General features: G+C 46.2%; 16 protein-coding genes and 2 pseudogenes. 12 read left to right on the forward strand and 6 right to left on the reverse strand.

Features of this window, described 5'->3' with window-relative positions; all coding sequences use genetic code 11:
- Positions 1–188, reverse strand: a pseudogene (locus tag Q0R35_RS00220) (histone deacetylase); the annotation flags it as partial.
- Between the two features lie 133 nt (positions 189–321).
- On the opposite strand from Q0R35_RS00220, the gene Q0R35_RS00225 reads away from it, so the two are divergent.
- The 8 genes from Q0R35_RS00225 (at position 322) to Q0R35_RS00260 (ending at position 7,906) form a co-directional block, all read left to right on the forward strand.
- Positions 322–558 (forward strand): DNA-directed RNA polymerase subunit omega, encoded by a 237-nt coding sequence (locus Q0R35_RS00225; RefSeq protein ID WP_295613184.1) that lies wholly within the window; start codon positions 322–324, stop codon positions 556–558.
- 225 nt (positions 559–783) lie between these two features.
- Positions 784–1,146, forward strand: a complete 363-nt coding sequence (locus tag Q0R35_RS00230) for a DUF1818 family protein (protein ID WP_295613187.1) — start codon at positions 784–786, stop codon at positions 1,144–1,146.
- 38 nt (positions 1,147–1,184) lie between these two features.
- Positions 1,185–2,651: an alpha-amylase gene (locus Q0R35_RS00235; protein ID WP_295613189.1), complete on the forward strand. Its 1,467-nt coding sequence runs from the start codon at positions 1,185–1,187 to the stop codon at positions 2,649–2,651.
- A 262-nt stretch (positions 2,652–2,913) separates the two neighbouring features.
- Positions 2,914–3,939, forward strand: coding sequence for a phosphate ABC transporter substrate-binding protein PstS (pstS, locus tag Q0R35_RS00240; protein ID WP_295613192.1), 1,026 nt, complete (start codon positions 2,914–2,916; stop codon positions 3,937–3,939).
- A gap of 13 nt (positions 3,940–3,952) precedes the next feature.
- Positions 3,953–4,930 (forward strand): phosphate ABC transporter permease subunit PstC, encoded by a 978-nt coding sequence (gene pstC, locus Q0R35_RS00245; protein WP_295613195.1) that lies wholly within the window; start codon positions 3,953–3,955, stop codon positions 4,928–4,930.
- Between the two features lies 1 nt (position 4,931).
- Positions 4,932–5,795 carry a phosphate ABC transporter permease PstA gene (pstA, locus tag Q0R35_RS00250; protein WP_295613197.1) on the forward strand — a complete coding sequence of 288 codons (864 nt, stop codon included), beginning with the start codon at positions 4,932–4,934 and terminating at the stop codon, positions 5,793–5,795.
- Positions 5,796–5,891: 96 nt separating this feature from the next.
- The gene (gene pstB / locus Q0R35_RS00255; protein ID WP_295613200.1) at positions 5,892–6,695 is read left to right on the forward strand and encodes a phosphate ABC transporter ATP-binding protein PstB; all 804 of its coding nucleotides are present in this window, start codon (positions 5,892–5,894) and stop codon (positions 6,693–6,695) included.
- A 101-nt stretch (positions 6,696–6,796) separates the two neighbouring features.
- A complete protein-coding gene (locus Q0R35_RS00260) occupies positions 6,797–7,906 on the forward strand; it encodes an AI-2E family transporter (RefSeq protein ID WP_295613204.1) in 1,110 nt (369 codons plus the stop codon).
- Between the two features lie 190 nt (positions 7,907–8,096).
- Here Q0R35_RS00260 and Q0R35_RS00265 read toward each other — a convergent pair whose 3' ends face one another.
- Positions 8,097–9,191 carry a peptidylprolyl isomerase gene (locus Q0R35_RS00265; RefSeq protein WP_295613206.1) on the reverse strand — a complete coding sequence of 365 codons (1,095 nt, stop codon included), beginning with the start codon at positions 9,189–9,191 and terminating at the stop codon, positions 8,097–8,099.
- Positions 9,192–9,275: 84 nt separating this feature from the next.
- Positions 9,276–11,291, reverse strand: coding sequence for a DNA polymerase III subunit gamma/tau (locus tag Q0R35_RS00270; protein ID WP_295613209.1), 2,016 nt, complete (start codon positions 11,289–11,291; stop codon positions 9,276–9,278).
- Between the two features lie 128 nt (positions 11,292–11,419).
- Here Q0R35_RS00270 and Q0R35_RS00275 point away from each other — a divergent pair, with 128 nt between their 5' ends.
- Positions 11,420–12,526, forward strand: a complete 1,107-nt coding sequence (locus Q0R35_RS00275; protein WP_295613212.1) for a hypothetical protein — start codon at positions 11,420–11,422, stop codon at positions 12,524–12,526.
- A gap of 6 nt (positions 12,527–12,532) precedes the next feature.
- The gene (rnhA, locus tag Q0R35_RS00280) at positions 12,533–13,396 is read left to right on the forward strand and encodes a ribonuclease HI (protein ID WP_295613215.1); all 864 of its coding nucleotides are present in this window, start codon (positions 12,533–12,535) and stop codon (positions 13,394–13,396) included.
- 142 nt (positions 13,397–13,538) lie between these two features.
- Here the strand turns inward: rnhA and Q0R35_RS00285 are convergent, their stop codons facing one another.
- The gene (locus tag Q0R35_RS00285; RefSeq protein WP_295613218.1) at positions 13,539–14,330 is read right to left on the reverse strand and encodes a YdcF family protein; all 792 of its coding nucleotides are present in this window, start codon (positions 14,328–14,330) and stop codon (positions 13,539–13,541) included.
- Positions 14,331–14,517: 187 nt separating this feature from the next.
- On the opposite strand from Q0R35_RS00285, the gene Q0R35_RS00290 reads away from it, so the two are divergent.
- The gene (locus Q0R35_RS00290; RefSeq protein ID WP_295613220.1) at positions 14,518–15,195 is read left to right on the forward strand and encodes a hypothetical protein; all 678 of its coding nucleotides are present in this window, start codon (positions 14,518–14,520) and stop codon (positions 15,193–15,195) included.
- A 296-nt stretch (positions 15,196–15,491) separates the two neighbouring features.
- Here the strand turns inward: Q0R35_RS00290 and purT are convergent, their stop codons facing one another.
- Together purT and Q0R35_RS00300 are read right to left on the reverse strand one after the other, a co-directional pair.
- Positions 15,492–16,658, reverse strand: coding sequence for a formate-dependent phosphoribosylglycinamide formyltransferase (gene purT, locus Q0R35_RS00295; protein ID WP_295613224.1), 1,167 nt, complete (start codon positions 16,656–16,658; stop codon positions 15,492–15,494).
- An 85-nt stretch (positions 16,659–16,743) separates the two neighbouring features.
- Positions 16,744–17,808 (reverse strand): hypothetical protein, encoded by a 1,065-nt coding sequence (locus tag Q0R35_RS00300; protein ID WP_295613227.1) that lies wholly within the window; start codon positions 17,806–17,808, stop codon positions 16,744–16,746.
- Between the two features lie 525 nt (positions 17,809–18,333).
- On the opposite strand from Q0R35_RS00300, the pseudogene Q0R35_RS00305 reads away from it, so the two are divergent.
- Positions 18,334–18,752 (forward strand): annotated as a pseudogene (locus tag Q0R35_RS00305) (carbohydrate porin); the annotation flags it as partial.

Raw genomic sequence — 18,752 nt, forward strand, 5'->3', positions numbered from 1 at the left:
TAAGCCGGATCGTGAACTAATTCTAACCACTCTGTCGGTGGTAATGTGGGGGCGAATGTTCGATCGGCTGTAACTAATCCATCTGCTAATAATAACTCGTACAAGATCCGAAATTTGGACATCGGAAAGCGATGACTATCGGGTAATGGTACGACATAATCGGGATGGTAAACGATCGGGACTGACAAAATTGCTATTAGTATTTACATCACTTGCGACTGAATTCTAACGTAGTTCGATCGAGAAAATCGCTACCAGCCAAATAGCCGCCCGATCGATCGGGTAGAATATAATTAGATTGCCACTGTATTAGGAATAATTATGATCCAGCGTCGCGCACAAGCCCATTTTGACTCGATCCAGATTGCCTATCGGGCTGAAGAACTAATTGGTGCAGCTTCTAATCGCTATAAAATTACCGTTCAAGTAGCCAATCGTGCGAAAAAACGCCACCGCTACGAATCCGATAATATCGATGACCCTACCATTAAACCCGTCATGCGCGCCATTATCGAAATGTCCGACGAGCTAACTCAGCCAGAAATTCTGGGAGATTAGATCTGGGCTTACCCCCCCTAACCCCCCCCTTTATAAGGGGGGGCTTTCGCTCCCTCCCCTGCTTGGTGCGCTAAACCGTCGGGAGACCCGACGAGCGCGCATCCGCTTTACAAGGGGAGGGCTGGGGTGGGGTAAAGATCTACGCAGCAACTCTCTTTAATTATGTCGTATGCTCTTCATTCGATTTTGGAGAGTAGAGTGAGATCGATAGCTTCCCCACATACTATGGAAAAAGTCCTTAAATCTGGTGCTGGGTGGCGAATTGGCTGGAATCCAGCAGGTACATATCAGGGATTGGTAGGTGGTGATGATTGGGCATTTGAACTGACGGCTGAAGAATTAGCAGATTTTTGTCGGTTGCTGGGGCAATTAGTGGTTAATATCAGATCGATCGCTTTAGAATTGATGGATGAAGAAAGCATCGCTTGTGAAGCCGAGAGTGACTTGGTGTGGATGCAGTTAGCTGGAATTTCTGGTGAGTATGGCTTGCGGCTAATTTTGAATAGTGGGCGAAGTTGTGAGGGCAATTGGAGCGCGGATGCGGTGGCGGGGCTAATTACTGCTGTTGACAGTTTGAAGTTTTTTTGATATTAATACTTCAGTAGCCTACATTTAGGAGCTGAGTCATGTCAGATGTTAATGGGGTGATGATGCAATACTTCCACTGGTATTTACCACCGCAAGGTAACCTGTGGAATCAATTATCGCTGGATGCTGAAGGATTGGCTGCTGCCGGATTTACGGCTTTGTGGTTGCCACCTGCTTATAAGGGTGCTAACGGAATTAATGATGTCGGATATGCTGTTTACGATTTATTCGATTTGGGCGAGTTCGAGCAAAAAGGATCGACAGCGACTAAGTATGGCACCAAGGATGAGTATGTAGGTGCGATCGACCGCGCTCATGCGGTGGGGATGCAAATCTATGGCGATGTTGTCTTAAATCACCGTCTGGGTGCCGATGCGACGGAAGAATTTGAAGCGACTCCCCTCGATCCGAATAATCGATTTCAACCGATCGATAATTATCAAAAAATAGAGGGGTGGACGAATTTTACTTTTCCAGGGCGAAAGGGTAAATATTCGACGATGGAATGGCATTGGTGGCATTTTGATGCGATCGATTATAACGTTGATAACCAGCAGCAAAAGGCTGTTTATTTAATCAAAGATAAAACATTCGATCGCAATGTCGATGCGGAAAAGGGTAATTTCGATTACCTGATGGGCTGCGATTTGGATATGGACGATCGTGAAGTATTAGGTGAGTTAAAGTACTGGGGAGAGTGGTATCTCGATACGACCAAAATTGATGGTTTGCGATTGGATGCAGTCAAACATATCGATGCAAGATTCTTTTACGATTGGCTGAAACATCTGAATAGTTACGCCAAAAAAGATTTATTCACAGTTGGTGAATATTGGTCTTACGAACTAGACGCACTTAACTATTTTATTGCCGAAACTGAAGGTAAGATCCATCTATTTGATGCGCCGTTACATCATAATTTTCATACAGCTAGCCGTCAGGGGCAAAGCTACGATCTGCGCCAGATATTCGATCGCACTCTAGTGCAACATCAACCCACGTTAGCGGTTACCTTTGTCGAAAATCACGATTCGCAACCGCTTGAATCGGTAGTCGAAAACTGGTTTAAACCGTTAGCTTACGCGCTAATATTGCTGCGCGAAGCGGGTTATCCCTGCGTATTTTATGCCGATTATTATGGTGCGAGTTATCGAGATAAAGGCAGAGATGGTAACGAATATGACATTACGATCGAGTCGCACCGGATTATACTCGATCGACTGCTTCAGGCACGCCGAGACTATGCTTATGGCATTCAGCACGATTATTTCGACCATCCGAATACCATTGGGTGGACGCGACTGGGAGATTCAGAACATCCCGAAAGTATGGCGGTAGTTATGGGGAATGGCGATGCCGGGACAAAATGGATGGATGTGGGTAAACCCGATACTACTTATATCGATCTGACTCAGGCGGTAACTACTTCAGTGACGACTAATGCTGATGGCTGGGGCGAGTTTCGCTGTGAAGGTGGATCTGTGTCTGTGTGGGTGCCAATGTAACTAAATGTCGGTCGTCAGAAAATTGTTAAGTTCGATTTATTAATGTTCCTCAAAGTATTCGATGGTTTAACAATCTAGATCTGGATTAATCAAATATTAAACAAACATTAACCAATCGTTAACCTAACTATAATCAATCCAGAGGTAGGGCTGCGTTAAGATGCATCTGATATCAAATCAAGAGATCGATAGCATTATTGCTATTGTAAAAACTTGCAATTTTGACATCGTTGTGTACTAAACGAATTTGACAACTATTTCCATGCTATCCAAAAATTTCGGTCGCTTGACCACGATCGCCACAGTCGCAGTATCAGTTTTGGGCACTCAATTCGCAGCACTAGCCGATGTGACTCTCAGCGGTGCTGGCGCGACTTTCCCCCAACCGCTATATGAGAGATATGCGCGGGAAATTCGTAAAGCTCACCCAGAGATAAAGATTAACTATCAAGGTATCGGTAGTGGTGGTGGAGTCAAGCAGACAATTTCGGGAACTGTCGATTTTGGTGCGAGCGATGCAGCGATGACCGATGCAGAAATAGCCAAAGTCAAAGGTGGCGTATTAATGATTCCCACCGCTGGTGGTGCAGTAGCAGTATCTTATAACTTACCTGGCGTAAAAAACCTCAAACTTTCTAACACGGTTTTAACTAGTATTTTCACAGGTAAAATTACAACCTGGAACGACCCCCAAATCGCTAAAGACAATGCAGGTGCTAGCTTGCCTAGCAGTGCGATTAAACCTGTGGTAAGAGCTGATGGTAGCGGTACTTCGTTCATTTTTACCAACCAACTCAGTGCGGTTAGCCCAGAATTTAAGTCCGCAGTTGGAGCTAGTAAAGAGCCAAAATGGCCATCGAGTTTCTTGAAAGGAAAAGGTAATCCAGGCGTAGCTGGTTTGGTCAAACAAACTCCAGGTAGCATCGGCTATATGGAATACGAATTTGCCCTTAAAAATGGACTCTCATCGGCATTGGTTCAAAATGGCAGTGGTAAGTATGTCGCTCCATCGCTCAAAGCAGCTAACCAAGCTTTAGCTGACATTCAATTCCCCGAAAACTTCCGGGCATTTGATGTGAATTCCGCTCAAGGTTATCCGATTGTGGGTATGACTTGGTTGTTAATTCCTAAATCTCAGAAAAATCCTGAAAAAGCTAAAGCCATTAAAACAATGGTGAAGTGGATGTTAACCAGCGGTCAACAGTTTAACGACGATCTCAACTATACTTCAGTTCCTAGTAGCGTTGCTCAACGCGCGATCGAAGCTGTGGAAACAGGCGTGAAATAACCTAAATCGAACCATGTCCTCTCCTCACAATTTATCTGCGCCTACACCAATTACCAGCTTGGGTAGGCAGAAACGTCCTTCCAAAGCCGACACTACCGATCGAGCATTCCGCTATCTGATGTATGCAGCTAGCGGTGTATCGATCGTTATCTTAGTCTTGATGGTTGCGACGATTACCGAACACTCCTTACCCGCGCTGAAACAGTTTGGGCTGGGATTTTTAACTGGGCGGGAATGGAATGTCCCAGATCTCAAATTTGGGGCATTACCGCTGATTTATGGGACGATCGGCAGTAGTGCGATCGCCTTGATTTTTGCGATTCCGATCGGGTTATCTGTCGCGATCGTTACTAGTGAAGATTTACTACCTAAATGGTTGCGATCGGGTGTCGCTTTCACGATCGAATTAATTGCAGCGATTCCTAGTGTAATTTTTGGATTATGGGGCTTTTACACGTTCGTACCCCTGTTGCGCCCAGTTCAAGATTTTCTTCATGCTAAGTTTGGCTACATCCCATTATTTAGCACCGAACCGTCAGGATTTGGGCTATTGACAGCCGGAATGTTACTAGCAATCATGATTTTGCCTACTTTGGCTGCTGTCAGTCGGGAAGTATTATTAGTCGTCCCCGGTTACCTTCGTACTGGCTCGATGGCTCTGGGTGCAACTCGGTGGGAAACAATTTTTCGGGTGGTGTTACCCAAAGCTTTTTCGGGCATTATCGGCGGGGTGATGTTGGCATTAGGACGGGCATTGGGTGAGACAATGGCAGTAACGATGGTAATTGGTAACGCTACCACCATCGGTGCGTCGCTATTTGAACCCGCCTATTCAATCCCAGCAATTTTAGCCAACCAATTCGGGGAAGCTCAAGACGATCTGCATTTAGGCGCGCTGACTTGTTTAGTACTAATTTTATTCGTACTAACTTTAGCCGTCAATATTGGGGCGATCGGATTGGTAAGATTAGTCGAACGCGGTGCAAAATAACATGAAACAAGTAGCTGATAAATTAATCACACCCATCTCCCCGATTCGGAATTTTTTCGATCGGGGCATGACTATCTTAGCGTTTGGATTGACGCTGCTGGGCATATTCCCACTAATTTCGGTGTTGTGGAATATCGTCTCGAAGGGACTCCCCGGTTTGACAGGGAAGATGTTTACCCAGGCGATTATCGATGATGGGTTTGCCAATGCCATTGTGGGTACTCTAATTATGGTCGCGATCGGTGCTGTATTGAGTATTCCGATCGGTGTGGCTACAGGTATTTACTTGGCTGAATACCAACCGACTGGCAAAATCAATCGGACTATTAGGTTTTTGACAACGATTTTAACTGGGGTACCTTCGATCGTCGTCGGGATTTTTACTTACGATGTCATCGTGCTAGTCACGAAAAAACTGTTTGATTTTAGTTATAGTGCGGTAGCTGGCGGGATTAGTTTAGCAATTATCATGCTTCCAATTATCGCGCTGACAACTGAGGAAGTCTTAAAATTAGTCCCGATTACATTTCGACTGGCTTCATCTGGATTGGGTGGAAGTAACTTTCAAACAATCTGGAGAATTATTTTACCGACTGCGTTACCAGCCATCTCGACAGGGATCTTACTCGCATTAGCCCGTGCTACTGGCGAAACTGCTCCGCTGTTGTTTACCGCGCTATTCGCTCAAGATTGGGCCGAAAATATCCTCAGTCCGACTGGCTCTTTACCCGTACTAATTTTTAATTTGTATAACGACCCCGATCCGGTGAAAAATCAATTAGTCTGGACGGCATCTTTATTTTTATTAGGAATAGTTTTAGCGATTAATTTACCTGCTCGGTTGATACTTGGTAAAGGTAGGTGATGAGTAAGGAGTAAAGAGTAAGAAGTAAGAAGTAAGCAGTAAGAAGTGAAGACGATTTAAGATCTAGGTATTTTCATTAATAATATTTTTAAATATATGCGCGAAATTCAACATCCATCTAGAACGGTAGAAACTGCTATTCAGGTTAACAACCTCAGCTTTTTTTATGGTGCTACTAGAGCATTAGAAAGCGTTAACATGAGTATTTTTGAAAATCATGTAACGGCAATCATTGGGCCGTCTGGTTGTGGTAAATCTACATTTATTAAAGCCCTGAATCGCATCAGCGAACTAGAAGGGTCTGTGAAAACTGAAGGTGAAGTTCAGTTGTACGGACAAAATATTTACCATCCCCAAGTCAATCTCAATCACCTTAGAAGACAAGTAGGCATGGTATTTCAGAAGCCAAACCCTTTCCCAATGAGTATCTATAAAAATGTTACTTACGGGGTCGAAATTGGTGAAGAAAAAGTATCGCGATCGGAACTAGATAATATTGTCGAAACTGCCTTACAAGGTGCCGCACTCTGGAATGAAGTTAAAGATAAATTGCATAAATCGGCGTTGGGATTGTCTGGAGGACAACAGCAAAGACTATGTATCGCCCGCGCTTTAGCTGTTAAACCTAAAGTATTATTAATGGACGAACCTTGTTCGGCATTAGATCCGATCGCGACGATGAAAATTGAAGATTTAATGCACAGTTTACGCAACGATCTGACAATTGCGATCGTCACCCACAATATGCAACAAGCTGCACGAATTTCTGATTATACAGCCTTTTTTAGTACCGATGAAAGTCGGATTGGGCGGATGGTAGAATTTGGCGAAACCAAGCAAATTTTCTCGTTTCCAGTCGATACTCGTACCAATGATTATGTCTCTGGTCGATTTGGCTAATTGTTACCGATCGACATAGCCCTGAGCTGTAAGTAGTATAATCGATCGAACGTTAAGATTGAAGTCTTGGCAGTTTAAGGCTCGGTCGATTGGAGTTACTTATGTTATTAGGTCAGTGGTTAGGATTTGTCGTACTGGTAATATCTTTGTGCATACTATGGCAAATTCGTCAAGTATTGTTAATCGTGTTCGCCGCTATAGTTTTAGCCACAGCCCTAAATAAGCTAGCTCGAAAAATTCAGCATAAATTCACCCTATCGCGAACATTGGGGGTACTTGCCGCAATTGGCGTATTTAGCGGCATTTTAATTGGCTTTTTCGTGCTGATCGTCCCCCCATTTATCAGCCAGTTTCAAGAGTTAACAGCAACAAAGTTGCCACAAGTACTCAAGTCGGCACCTCAGTGGCGGACGAACATTCAGTCGTATATTCCAGCTCCACTATTTCCGTATTTACCAACTTTAGAAGATCTCAACCAACAGCTTCAACCCGCTATTAAGTCGCTTGCGGGGGGTTCGTTAGTTGTATTTTCTAGTTCGCTAGGTGCGATTCTCAACTTTCTGTTTGTGTTAATTTTGACACTAATGCTCCTAGCACAGCCTAATGCTTACCGCAAAGCATTTATCTGTTTATTCCCCAGTTTTTATCGGCGGCGAATCGATGGCATCTTGACAGAATGTGAAGTATCTTTGGGTAAGTGGGTTGGCGGCTCGATTTTGAGCATGATTGTAGTCGCCGTACTCAGTTTGATTGGTTTGCTAGCATTAGGAATTCCCCTGGCTTTAGCGCAGGCAATTTTAGCCGGGTTACTTAATTTTATTCCCAATGTCGGGCCGACGATCGGGGTAATTATTCCGATGGTAATCTCGTTACTCGACGAACCGTGGAAGGCGGTAGCGATCTTTGTAATTTACTTTTTAATTCAACAGTTTGAAAGTAGTTTCCTCACGCCGTATATTATGGCGCAACAAGTTGCTTTATTACCTGCGATTACGTTAATCGCTCAAGTATTTTTTACCACTTTCTTTGGATTTTTGGGCTTATTATTAGCACTGCCCTTAACTGTCGTTGCCAAAGTTTGGATTAATGCCATCTTAATCGAAGATATCCTCGATCGCTGGCAACATCCACGCCATAAAGGGCGCGATTCGGGGCAACTTCCTACCAACACCGAAATTGTGATGACGGGAACCGAAGATTCGATTGAGTAGGCAAGGAGCAGAGAGCGAAAATTGCGTTCTTTAAAGTCAGTTTCTCGTAGCTCCCTAATGCTTACCGACAAGGCTAGATAGAAGCGAAAATCCTAGAGATCCCCTTTCAAAAGGGGGACTTCCGGATCCGGTTCCCCCCTGTTGAAAGGGGGCGAGGGGGGATCTAGATCTACGAATCAACTCAAATAGACTATGCTTTTAACAAATCGGCACCTTCAATGACCTTAGCCGATACAATCTTATCGCTGGCTTTGAGTTGTCCTAGTACTTCTTGTCCTGCTGTTACATAGCCAAATACAGTATAGCGACCATCGAGTAAATTGCGTCCGGCGGGAGTCAATTCTGGCTCGAATAGAAAGAAGAAAAACTGCGACGAACCACCATTAGGCTCGTTTTCAGGACGCGCCATCGCTAATGCACCGTAAGAAGAAAATGGTAATACTGGTTCTTCGCGAAATCTGCCAGCATCCTCCATCGTAATGCAATACATTGGCTCTTTATCGCCTTTAACCATGACTTCTAGCGGTACCGCCCGATATTTTTTAGTTGTCGGATCGATAAAACCAACTTCATCCCCTGGCGGATCGCCAATTTGGAGGACATAATCATTTTCGGCACGGGTAAAAGCGAGATCGTTATAAAAGCCCCGATTGACGAGATCGACAAAGTTACCCGCTGTAACGGGTGCATTATAACCGTCTACTACTAGGTTAATATCACCTTTGGTAGTTTTGAGGGCGATCGTCGCTCGACCTTTAAGTTGTGGTAAATTATTGTATTCTGCGGGTACTGTGTATGGGAATCCCGTCACCATCGATGCTTCGAGCGTACCAATTTTAGCTAGAGCCTCAGCGCGGAGAGCTTGTACCTGGGGCTTATCTTTTGCTTCTGTCGCTAATGCCAATGCTTCGACGTTCGCTTGAATTTCGGTGAGTAGCGTCTGTGCTTGAGTTTGCTTATCGGGTACGACACCTTTCAGGATATCGGCTTGCTTAGTTTTTACGACTACCGCCGCTTTTTTAACATCGCTATTAATCGTACTCCACTGCTTGCCACGCAGATGATTGGAAATATCTTCCAAACTGTTTTGCAGATCCCGAACTGGCTTATTCTCGATCGGTAGTGCATATCGCAAAATTGCTTGTCCGTCTGTAATCGCATTACCTGATGGGAGTAAAGTTGCCGCACTCAAACCGATCGAGAGCGATACTAGTAATACTGCTGATACTCCCGTCTGCAACCAGTTTTGCCAGCGACTAAATCTAGAATTTTTGCCTGTTTGCATTTCTACAAATATTAATATAATCTAACCTTCTCATCTTGCCACATCCCCGCCCCTAGCAACCTGAGGAGTTAACTTTCGAGATATTTAGTTACCAACAATTTTGTCAAATAGTTCGTGGTGTCGATCGATAATTTCGCCATTAAATAGCTTGACAATCTCGTCTGTTGCCGCCTGGAGTGCGAGATCGATTGCCGGATCTTCCGAGTCGATTGACAGCATACTTGCCGCATGCTCGATATCTAACGAGTCGGGGGGTTCGTCAAAGTCAGTCGGTGGTTCAAAGAAATCTACTACCGGAGTGGCTGGGATTGGTGCGGGTGGCTCTGGGGTTGGTAGAGGAGGAGGAGATTCGATCGCGGGTACTGGTAAAACATCCGGTAGATCGTCCGCCAGATCTTCAATGTCTTCATCTTCAGCGAGATATTCGCCCACTGCTGGTAGTGGTGGCGGTGCGACTGGAGTGGCAACGGGTATAGCTACAACGATCTGCTGTGGTGCTGCTGCGGGTGGTGGTGTGGGTACTGTTGCGGGTAGTTGTGGTGCTGCTGCGGGTGGCGGAGAGATCGAACTAGGCTGGAGCTGACTTTTGCCCATTACTTCTAGTTTCACGACGATCGCGCGACCGAGCATGTTACTAAATACTTTCGAGAGTTCGGGAACTTTACCTGCGGCGATCGTTTGCATGGTACTAGATTTCATCGCGACTACCGCCTGGGCTTCGGAAATCGCGATTAGCTTGCCAAAGGGTTTAAATAAGTCCCTACTGGCGGGTAGGAGCTGCTGTAAGACCTGTTCCCAGGTGGTAACGAGGTTGGAGATTCTCGATGCGAGAGGCTCCGCCAACGAGGCAGTTGGGGCGGCGATCGCGGCTGATGGCGGCGGGTTCGATGCAGCCGGAGGACTTGCGGAGGCGATTTCCGCAGGGGAAGGCTGTGCCGACGGTGGCGGTGGTGAAATCGGCTGTGGGGCTGGCGGTGTAATTGTAGTTGTGGGAGCTGGCGACTGTTGAGTACCGATGTTTAGTAGCCCCAAAATGGCAATCTCCAGCCACAGTTGGGGCTGAGTTGTCTGCTTGAGTTGGGTTTCACTCTCTTTGAGATGTTTTTGTCCGGCGAGAATCCAGCCCAGTTGCCAAGTTTGGGCGATTTTACACAGCTCTACCCAAGTTTCGCCAGTCAGTGGGACTAAATCGGGACGTTTGGGGGCAGTTTTGGCGATCGTCAGATCTCGGTAGCAGCCTGCCAAATTTTGCAGCACTGTCAGGGGTTCTTTGCCGCGTTCGAGCATCGCACGGGTGCGATCGAGCAAACTTTCAGGATCGGATTTGGCGATCGATTGTAAAATACCGAGTAAATCTCGTTCTGGTACCGAGCCGATCGCATCGTACACGCGATCGGGGGTAATTTCGCCATCGAGTAAGCTCAACCGATCGAGCAAGCTTTCGGCATCGCGCAAACCACCTTGGGCGATTTGCGCGATTAAATTCACCGATGCCGCCGCGATCTCGATTTGTTCGATGCCTGCAATATAAGTAAGGTGTTTCACCATCGCATCTACCGGAATCCGGCGATAGTCAAATCGCTGACAGCGAGAAATAATCGTCGGCAACACCCGCTGCGGATCGGTAGTTGCTAGCACGAACACTACATGCGCTGGTGGCTCCTCTAAGGTCTTTAACAGCGAATTAAATGCTGCTGTCGTGAGCATGTGACACTCATCTATTATATAAACCTTATACCTACACTGAACCGGAGCGTATTGAGCGCGCTCGATGAGTTCGCGAATATTATCTACACCTGTATTACTCGCCGCATCGATTTCGATAATATCTAGAGCAGCACCGACAGAAATCGAACTACATACCTCGCATTTACCACAAGGTTGTGCTGTAGGTACCTGACTCGCCATACAATTAAGAGACTTGGCTAATATTCTGGCACTAGAAGTTTTGCCAGTCCCGCGCGGCCCTGTAAACAGGTATGCTGGAGCAATCTTTTCGAGGCGCAGGGCATTAGTTAAGGTAGTGGCGATCGCCTCTTGCCCGACTAAATCGGCGAAAGTTTGCGGTCTGTATTTATGATGTAGAGGTATATGTGCCATCTGCGGGATAAATAAAGAAGAAGTCGAGCCGATCGCAACCACCTCGATCGAGATTGGTTGTTTAGCCCTATCCTCTAAGATACTCTAGATCGAATGTACCTAAAATTGTGCATCTAAGGAATTAGTAAATGTTTAAAAAAATCTGGCAATCATTCGTGAGGTGGTTTCGCAAATTATTCGGCGGCGGAACTGGTAAAGCGATAAATCGATTTCCGGCGGCGGAATTACCACCTCTCGATGATACCGATCGGGAGTACCTATTCATGCAGTTACTCGAAGGAGTGGCTCATGGCTGGCAACAACCGCGCGCGATCGGCTTTTTTAACAAAATTAGGCAGCGAGTCCGCAAATCCGAATGGCTCGAATGGTTAGAAAGATTCGGGCAGAATTTACTCGCCGCACCTGTGGCTAATTACGAATTAGCCGGAAGAATGGTGCAATTGGGGCAACTCGACTGTGGCGAAATTGGCGATTTGGCTGGCGATTACGGTGCCCGATTGCTCGATCGTCAAGCCGAAGAATATCCCTTAGAACTGCTCCCAATTATGGAGTTTAGCGATTTGGCACCTGTCGATGCCGATGAGCTAAATTTTGATGAAGTGCCGATGGAGTTACTCCTCGATAACGATCCGCTGTTTGGATCGCGCTCTGGTGCTGTTGGATATCCCCCCGATCCCGAACAGATCGGCTCAGATACACACGAGATTACCCTCGAAGAATTTTCAGCCATGTTATACAAAGATCCTGGACTAGTTGCCGAACTAGCCGAGCAATTTCAGATCGACACCACCGATCCGCAAGTCATTATTAATGCCGTTGTCGCTCAAATGCAGCAACAAATTCAACAAATTAGTGGCGATCTCACGCCGATTGCTACCGAGCAAATTAATCCACAGCCGCTAGAAGTACCAGCGACACCCCAAACAGCTCCACCCGAAATTCCCGCACCCCCGCCAGAAATTCCCAACCCACCACCCACGGCTCCACCCGAAATTCCCGCACCGCCAGAGGTACCAGCCACACCACCCACGGCTCCGCCCGAAATTCCCGCACCATCACCAACTCCCATCGCACCCGAAACAACCACATTACCGCTTAGAGATGTTCAAATTCCCCCACCACCCCCCGTGCCCAAACTCGAATATAAATCTGACGATCCGTGGAGTAATAACTTATTAGAAACTAATGAAGCTACCCCCAAGACTGCTAACCTGCCAGAGCATCACGGAGTCTAATTACCCATGAACAGAATTGCCAACTTATATACAGATGGAGCTTGTTCTGGCAATCCCGGCCCCGGCGGCTGGGGTACTGTGGCTTACTTTGATGACGGTAGCTGTCATGAATTAGGCGGTAGAGATGGGGCGACAACCAATAATCGGATGGAAATGCAAGCAGCCATCTCGGCACTCCAATTTTTTGCCAGCACTCATCAAACCGATCCATGCGTGCTTTATACCGATAGCGAGTACCTAATTAAGGGCATCACCCAATGGGTGAAAGGTTGGAAAAAAAAAGGCTGGAAAACGGCGGCTGGTAAACCCGTCCTCAATCAAGACTTGTGGGAAACACTCGACAGACTCAACGGACAAGTTCAGTCGCAAACTAAAGTAGCTGTCTCGTGGCAACACGTTAAAGGTCATTCTGGCAATGCAGGCAACGAACGTTGCGATACGATCGCTAGAGGCTTTTCTAGCGGTCAGCCACCACAGTTGCGCCAACGCTCTACAATGAATAATGTATCAGAGCCGTCTCCTGTCACACAGACCTCTTCAGATGCTGTGACACCTATTCCTTCTCCCTCTGTGCAAATTGTCCCCATGTTAGAAGAACAGACTATTCACGCCGAGAGTACCGAACATATTCCCCGCGAAGTTCGAGTCGCTCACCTTCACCACCTGATCGATACTTTACGGATTACTGATGAAATTGCCAAGCATGGTTATCTAATTGCTAGCTCGGAACTGGCGGATTTAATGGATATCAACGCTAGTGCTGTCACCAGTCGTGGCGACAGATGGGCATGGCGTAATTGGATCGTCTCTAGAGTCCGTCGCGAAGGCAACCAAATTCTCTGGCAATTAGAACGAGTTGATGGGGAGTAGATGGGAGATGGGAGAGAAGAGAGGAGAGTTAGGTGTGAGGTTTTAAGACGCAAGCGTCTTGTATTTTCTATACTCCCTACACTTCTCACACTTTCCACACTTCCCACTCTCTCCCATCTCCTATCTCCCATCTCCCATCTCATCACAGCCAGCCGCGTAATTTATAGACAAAGATGCCGATATATTCGCGGATGGCTTGGGTGGTGAGCGAGAAACAATCTTCACTCGGAAAAAAGCTCAAGATTGCCGCTTCGGTGCGACTATTTGGTTCGTCAAGTTCTAGCTGAGAAATGCGATAATCGGTGGGAGCGGCGATCGCATCGATACCGAGATGCTTGAAGATTGCCATCGATCGTGGCATGTGCATCGCAGAGGTAACTAGTAAAATTCGCTTAAAGTTGCGTGCTTGCAAGATCTCTTTAACATTAACGGCATTATCGCGAGTATTAAAAGAATTACCTTCAGGAATGATGTCCTGCTGCGGTACGCCCAGCCTAACTAGTATTTTGGTCAAATCCTCCGATTCGGGAGTTCCCCCACCTTTCCAGGCGATTCTCCCCCCACTGACGATAATTTTGGGGGCTTTGCCCGATCGATATAAATTAGCACCGTACCAAACGCGATCGCCTGCATCGGTAAAGTCTACATCGGGGCGTGGATAAGCTTGAGATCTGGTACCACCGCCTAGTACTACAATCGCATCTGCTGTCGGTAATTCGGTTTTGGGGATATTTTGCCATTCTAAAGATTGCGCCAACCAATTAGTCGTCCAGGCATTACCGCTCAGAAATAGAATCATTAATGCACCCCCAATGGCGGCGGGAGTCCATTTAGAGTTTATCCACCATAAGCCTAGCGCGACAATTAATAATAACCACGCCGCTCCCATTGGGTAAAAAAATAGGGGAATCAGTTTCGATAAAAAGAGAAACATTGAGGATCTTTAAATTACTTGAGGGCTGGCTAAATTGTCTGTTTGTCACACGTTCGTCAGATATCCAATGGTTTCGATCGGCATAGCAGGTAAGATCGATCTTTATTCCTTTTGATAGACTAATAACCTCCGTATAGCCGTATATTATGTGATTTATATAACACCTGTACGGAAGCCGGAGCTGCAAATGACCAACAAATCTAACAACCCCAAAATTAGGACAGATGCAGATGGTCGCCCCCTAACGCCAGAAGAGATATCTTACCAAGATGGCTATAGTCAGGGTCGAGGTAGTGAAGATGAGATTCAGTATCAAAGAGAGCGTGCCGCAGAAAATAGCGGTGCGGCTAGTGGCTTAGTTATCGGTGGAATTCTTGCCACTTTAGTTGGGTTAGGCACAGCTTACTACTATTGGGGACAGCCTGCTCCAGCACCTACTACCGTTATCAATAATCCTCCCAGTCCCGCACCCGTAGCACCTCAAAAACAGACTACCATTATCGATCGCACGGTGGAAAAAGCCGCACCCCCACAAGTCAAAGTGGTGGAAGTCGAAAAACGTGTCCCAGTACCAGGAGCGACTAAAGTAATTGAGGTCGAAAAACGCGTACCAGTACCAGGGGCGACTAAAGTAATTGAAGTCGAAAAACGCGTACCAGTGCCCGGTGCGACTAAAGTAATTGAAGTTCCTAAACCTGTCATCGTCCCTGCGGCTACTACCCCAGCTACCAAGTCGGAACCTACGAAGGATAACCCCAGCAATAAGGAGAGTTCGTCGCCAGCGACTGCACCTACCCCTGCGGCTAGTAACGACTCCGAACCGAAGAGTTCGCCTGCACCAAATCCTGACGCAGGTAATAATTAAAGTAAGTGTCTCCTAGCTCCAGAGGCTGTGCCAACGGGTTAAGGATATTTGCTCCGTTCCAATACCGCCCTGTGAACTAGAAGTTCGGGCTAATAGCTCAAGTTCGTTTCAACGAACTTGAGCTGTTAGCCCCTGCTTGGTGCGCTAAACCGTCGGGGAACCCGACGAGCGCGCATCCGCAAATTCATTTGAGGGCGGTGCAGAAACGAAGCTAGGAGTCATTAAGCAGCAATCCTTATCCCGTTGGCGTAGCCTCTCCGACAGGAGAAACTCACGTTAATTAGCAGATTCTTACCCTATCGATCGATAATGGTAATCTGACTGGCAGCATCAGCGGCTTTAGTCCGAGCTAAGTCCGTAGTTTCTGCTTTGGCTAGAGCTACGCCCATGCGTCGATGGGGGCGGGAGTCGGGCTTACCAAATAAGCGAATATCGACATCTGGCACGTTCAGGGCTTGTGCTAATCCGGTAAAGTAGATCGAATTAGCTGTTTCGGTTGCTAAAATTACGGCACTTGCGGCTGGTGCATACTGAATAATATTCGGAATTGGTAAACCTAATACTGCCCGTAAATGCAATTCAAATTCATTCAAATTCTGAGAAATTAACGTGACCATGCCCGTATCGTGCGGGCGTGGTGATAGTTCGGAAAAGATTACTTCATCGGCAGTAATAAAGAATTCTACGCCAAAGATTCCGGCTCCACCGAGAGCATCGGTAACTGTCGTCGCGATCGATTGGGCAGCAGCAAGTTGAGCTGCGCTAATTTCGGCTGGCTGCCAAGATTCTTGATAATCGCCGCGCTCTTGCCGATGCCCGATTGGGGGACAAAATATCGTTGGGGCATTCCATTGTTTGATAGTTAACAGCGTAATTTCAATTTCAAAATTGATAAACTCTTCGACAATTACCTTCTGACTATCGCCTCTAGAACCATCGATTGCATAGTGCCATGCTGCTGCTACTTCATCGGCATTATTTACTACCGATTGCCCTTTACCAGATGAAGACATGACTGGTTTAACAACATTAGGAAAGCCAATGGCTGCGGAGATCGATTGCATTTCATCTAAAGTAGTAGCATAGGCATATTTAGCCGTCCGCACCCCTAATTCTTGGTGAGCGAGTTCGCGAATCCGATCGCGATTCATCGTGTAGTGAGTCGCCTTGGCGGTGGGAATGACGGTAATTCCCCGCTGCTCGAACTCGGCTAATTTTTCGGTTCTAATTGCCTCGATTTCGGGAATGATATAATCTGGTTGATGTTTGGAGACAACTCGTTCGAGATCTTCACCGCTCAACATCGAAATAACTTCACACTCATCGGCGACTTGCATCGCTGGTGCGTGCGGATAACGATCGACTGCAATTACATGATTGCCGAGTCGTTGCGCGGCGATCGTAAATTCTTTACCTAATTCGCCCGCTCCCAGCAACATCAACTTTTTAGGCAGTTTAATCATTATCTAAATCCAAAAATCAGACCTCTCATAGTTTAACAACGATCGCGATCTTAATTTCCAGCTAATCTTAATTATTCATCACTTTCTAACTCAAATTGACAATTGCTTCGATCGCCCAGCGGGGACAACTGCGATGGGTGCTGACAGTTTTTTCGCTAATTACATTCCCTTGAGCATCTACAACTGTCTCGGTTCTGACGATCGTTTCGCCATGTTCGAGGTAGTCTTCGAGTACGCTAATGGTACTAGCTCGAAGCTGTTGGGCGATCGGCGATAATGTTTTATCTGTCAACATACTACTGCGTTCTCCATCATATAACAGTGCCGATTCATCGAGTTGGTGAAAAACCGAGTTATGCATCTGTGAATTGGGTTCACTGTCTAGATCGCCATCGGGTAGAGCTTCGATCGCTAACCTAGAGATAATCTTACCCAAAATATCGCTATCTGTGCCAATATTGACCCCATTTTGATGGGTAGTCAGATCGGCATCATCGACAGCGGGGACATTCCCTAGCTTGGCAATCCACGCGATCCGATCTCTGAGTGAGAGTGAAATTAAGCCCAGTCGAGTTTGGAGATCTAAACGATCGTCAGTACAGAGCATTTGCTGAACGCGATACCATTTAGATCTAGCTAAAATTAAGATATCTAAGCCCAATCCGACTTGAATTTGTTGTCGATCTTGCCAAGCTTGCCACAATTCGGCGGCTGGCTCGTATTGCAGTGTATAGTGTTCGGGAATATCATACTTTTGATAGCGCATAAATCCCCGCTCGGCGGAGGCAGTATCGATCGGTATAAATTGACATTCAGAGATAACTTCTTGAATTGCGTCTGAATATTTACTATCTTTTTTTACCAAAACATAATGCAGTCGCTTTGCAACTTTATGAATGGCAATGAGTTCGCCATTCGGGGTAGATAATTGCAAAGAATTATGCGCGTAGTCAATGCGTAGATTTTGATTTGTAACCAGCCGTTTTTTACCTTGAGCAAATCGCCAGATCATCGTTCGATCGTCAAATTCATCCGGTGAATTTGCCCGACCGATAGTAGATCGATCGGATTCTACGTCTGTTGGCAAGCTCAGTCCTTGAGAAATATCTGTAAAACTTGAGGCATCTAAAAAACTAGGTTCGATTGTCATTTACTTTGGTAATTTGATTGATTGAAAAAATATTGAAATTAGATTTAAAACATCGTGCTGCTATAATTTTCCGATTGCGCGTAAAGAGTCCTCACAATAGTTAGCTCGATGTTCGTGCTGACGCACTAATTAATGACCCGAACACCTCATGTCGATATCGATCGTCGCCAGATCGATTGCTGCTGTAATCTGACTGCGACTACTGTTATTAGAATACCCAAGATTGCTGTGGCGATTACACGATCTTTCAGTGAGAGATCGGACTAACTCCTGGGATCGCTGTAGCCGTCATAGATCGAGTGTGACTACGTGCAATCTCGCGAATACACGATCGGGATCGAGAAAATGTATCAGAATTAATATGTACCGCGCAAATTTGGTCATAAACTATAAGCTGTCATACCAAATTAAAAGTTAAAACTCAGTGGTATGACTCGATCCAGCCAGGATCGAGAAATATAATTAAAGATCGATATTGACAAAATGCACAATCTGTTAGCAAAAAATATAGTATCCCCGATTCTCATGGCAATTACCGTCTGGGTTGCCAGTATGTCCCCAATTGGTGCAAATACTGGCGCAGAGCCGAACGCCGAGCAAATCGAACAGGCGACTCAAGCCACCGAAATTAAACCTGGAGACTGGGCATATCAGACACTACAAGCTCTAAGTAGCAAGTATAGCTGCGGAAATACGCCTAAAGATAACAAAGTCCTCTCGCGTGAAGAATTTGCGACTAGCCTCAATGGGTGCGTCCAATCGATCGAAGAATTGGTAGCTAGAAAACCCCGGAGAGCAATAAAAAAACGCAAAGTAGTTCCGGCTCCGGCTGTCGTCACACCACCGCCAGCAGCCCCAGAAATTACCCCTCCACCACCAGAACCGACCCAAGTCATACCACCCGCCCCGCAAGTAGAACAAGAAGAAGTAGTTTCTCAGCAAGA

This window comes from Chamaesiphon sp. GL140_3_metabinner_50 (genome assembly GCF_025361915.1).
Lineage (GTDB): Bacteria > Cyanobacteriota > Cyanobacteriia > Cyanobacteriales > Chamaesiphonaceae > Chamaesiphon.

Coding starts and splice junctions, on each gene's coding strand:
- pstB (WP_295613200.1), top strand. CDS start 5,892: ATGCGCGAAATTCAACATCCATCTAGAACGGTAGAAACTGCTATTCAG.
- pstS (WP_295613192.1), top strand. CDS start 2,914: ATGCTATCCAAAAATTTCGGTCGCTTGACCACGATCGCCACAGTCGCA.
- purT (WP_295613224.1), bottom strand. CDS start 16,658: ATGATTAAACTGCCTAAAAAGTTGATGTTGCTGGGAGCGGGCGAATTA.
- Q0R35_RS00300 (WP_295613227.1), bottom strand. CDS start 17,808: ATGACAATCGAACCTAGTTTTTTAGATGCCTCAAGTTTTACAGATATT.
- rnhA (WP_295613215.1), top strand. CDS start 12,533: ATGAACAGAATTGCCAACTTATATACAGATGGAGCTTGTTCTGGCAAT.
- pstA (WP_295613197.1), top strand. CDS start 4,932: ATGAAACAAGTAGCTGATAAATTAATCACACCCATCTCCCCGATTCGG.
- Q0R35_RS00275 (WP_295613212.1), top strand. CDS start 11,420: ATGTTTAAAAAAATCTGGCAATCATTCGTGAGGTGGTTTCGCAAATTA.
- Q0R35_RS00265 (WP_295613206.1), bottom strand. CDS start 9,191: ATGCAAACAGGCAAAAATTCTAGATTTAGTCGCTGGCAAAACTGGTTG.
- Q0R35_RS00285 (WP_295613218.1), bottom strand. CDS start 14,330: ATGTTTCTCTTTTTATCGAAACTGATTCCCCTATTTTTTTACCCAATG.
- Q0R35_RS00260 (WP_295613204.1), top strand. CDS start 6,797: ATGTTATTAGGTCAGTGGTTAGGATTTGTCGTACTGGTAATATCTTTG.
- pstC (WP_295613195.1), top strand. CDS start 3,953: ATGTCCTCTCCTCACAATTTATCTGCGCCTACACCAATTACCAGCTTG.
- Q0R35_RS00230 (WP_295613187.1), top strand. CDS start 784: ATGGAAAAAGTCCTTAAATCTGGTGCTGGGTGGCGAATTGGCTGGAAT.
- Q0R35_RS00270 (WP_295613209.1), bottom strand. CDS start 11,291: ATGGCACATATACCTCTACATCATAAATACAGACCGCAAACTTTCGCC.
- Q0R35_RS00225 (WP_295613184.1), top strand. CDS start 322: ATGATCCAGCGTCGCGCACAAGCCCATTTTGACTCGATCCAGATTGCC.
- Q0R35_RS00235 (WP_295613189.1), top strand. CDS start 1,185: ATGTCAGATGTTAATGGGGTGATGATGCAATACTTCCACTGGTATTTA.
- Q0R35_RS00290 (WP_295613220.1), top strand. CDS start 14,518: ATGACCAACAAATCTAACAACCCCAAAATTAGGACAGATGCAGATGGT.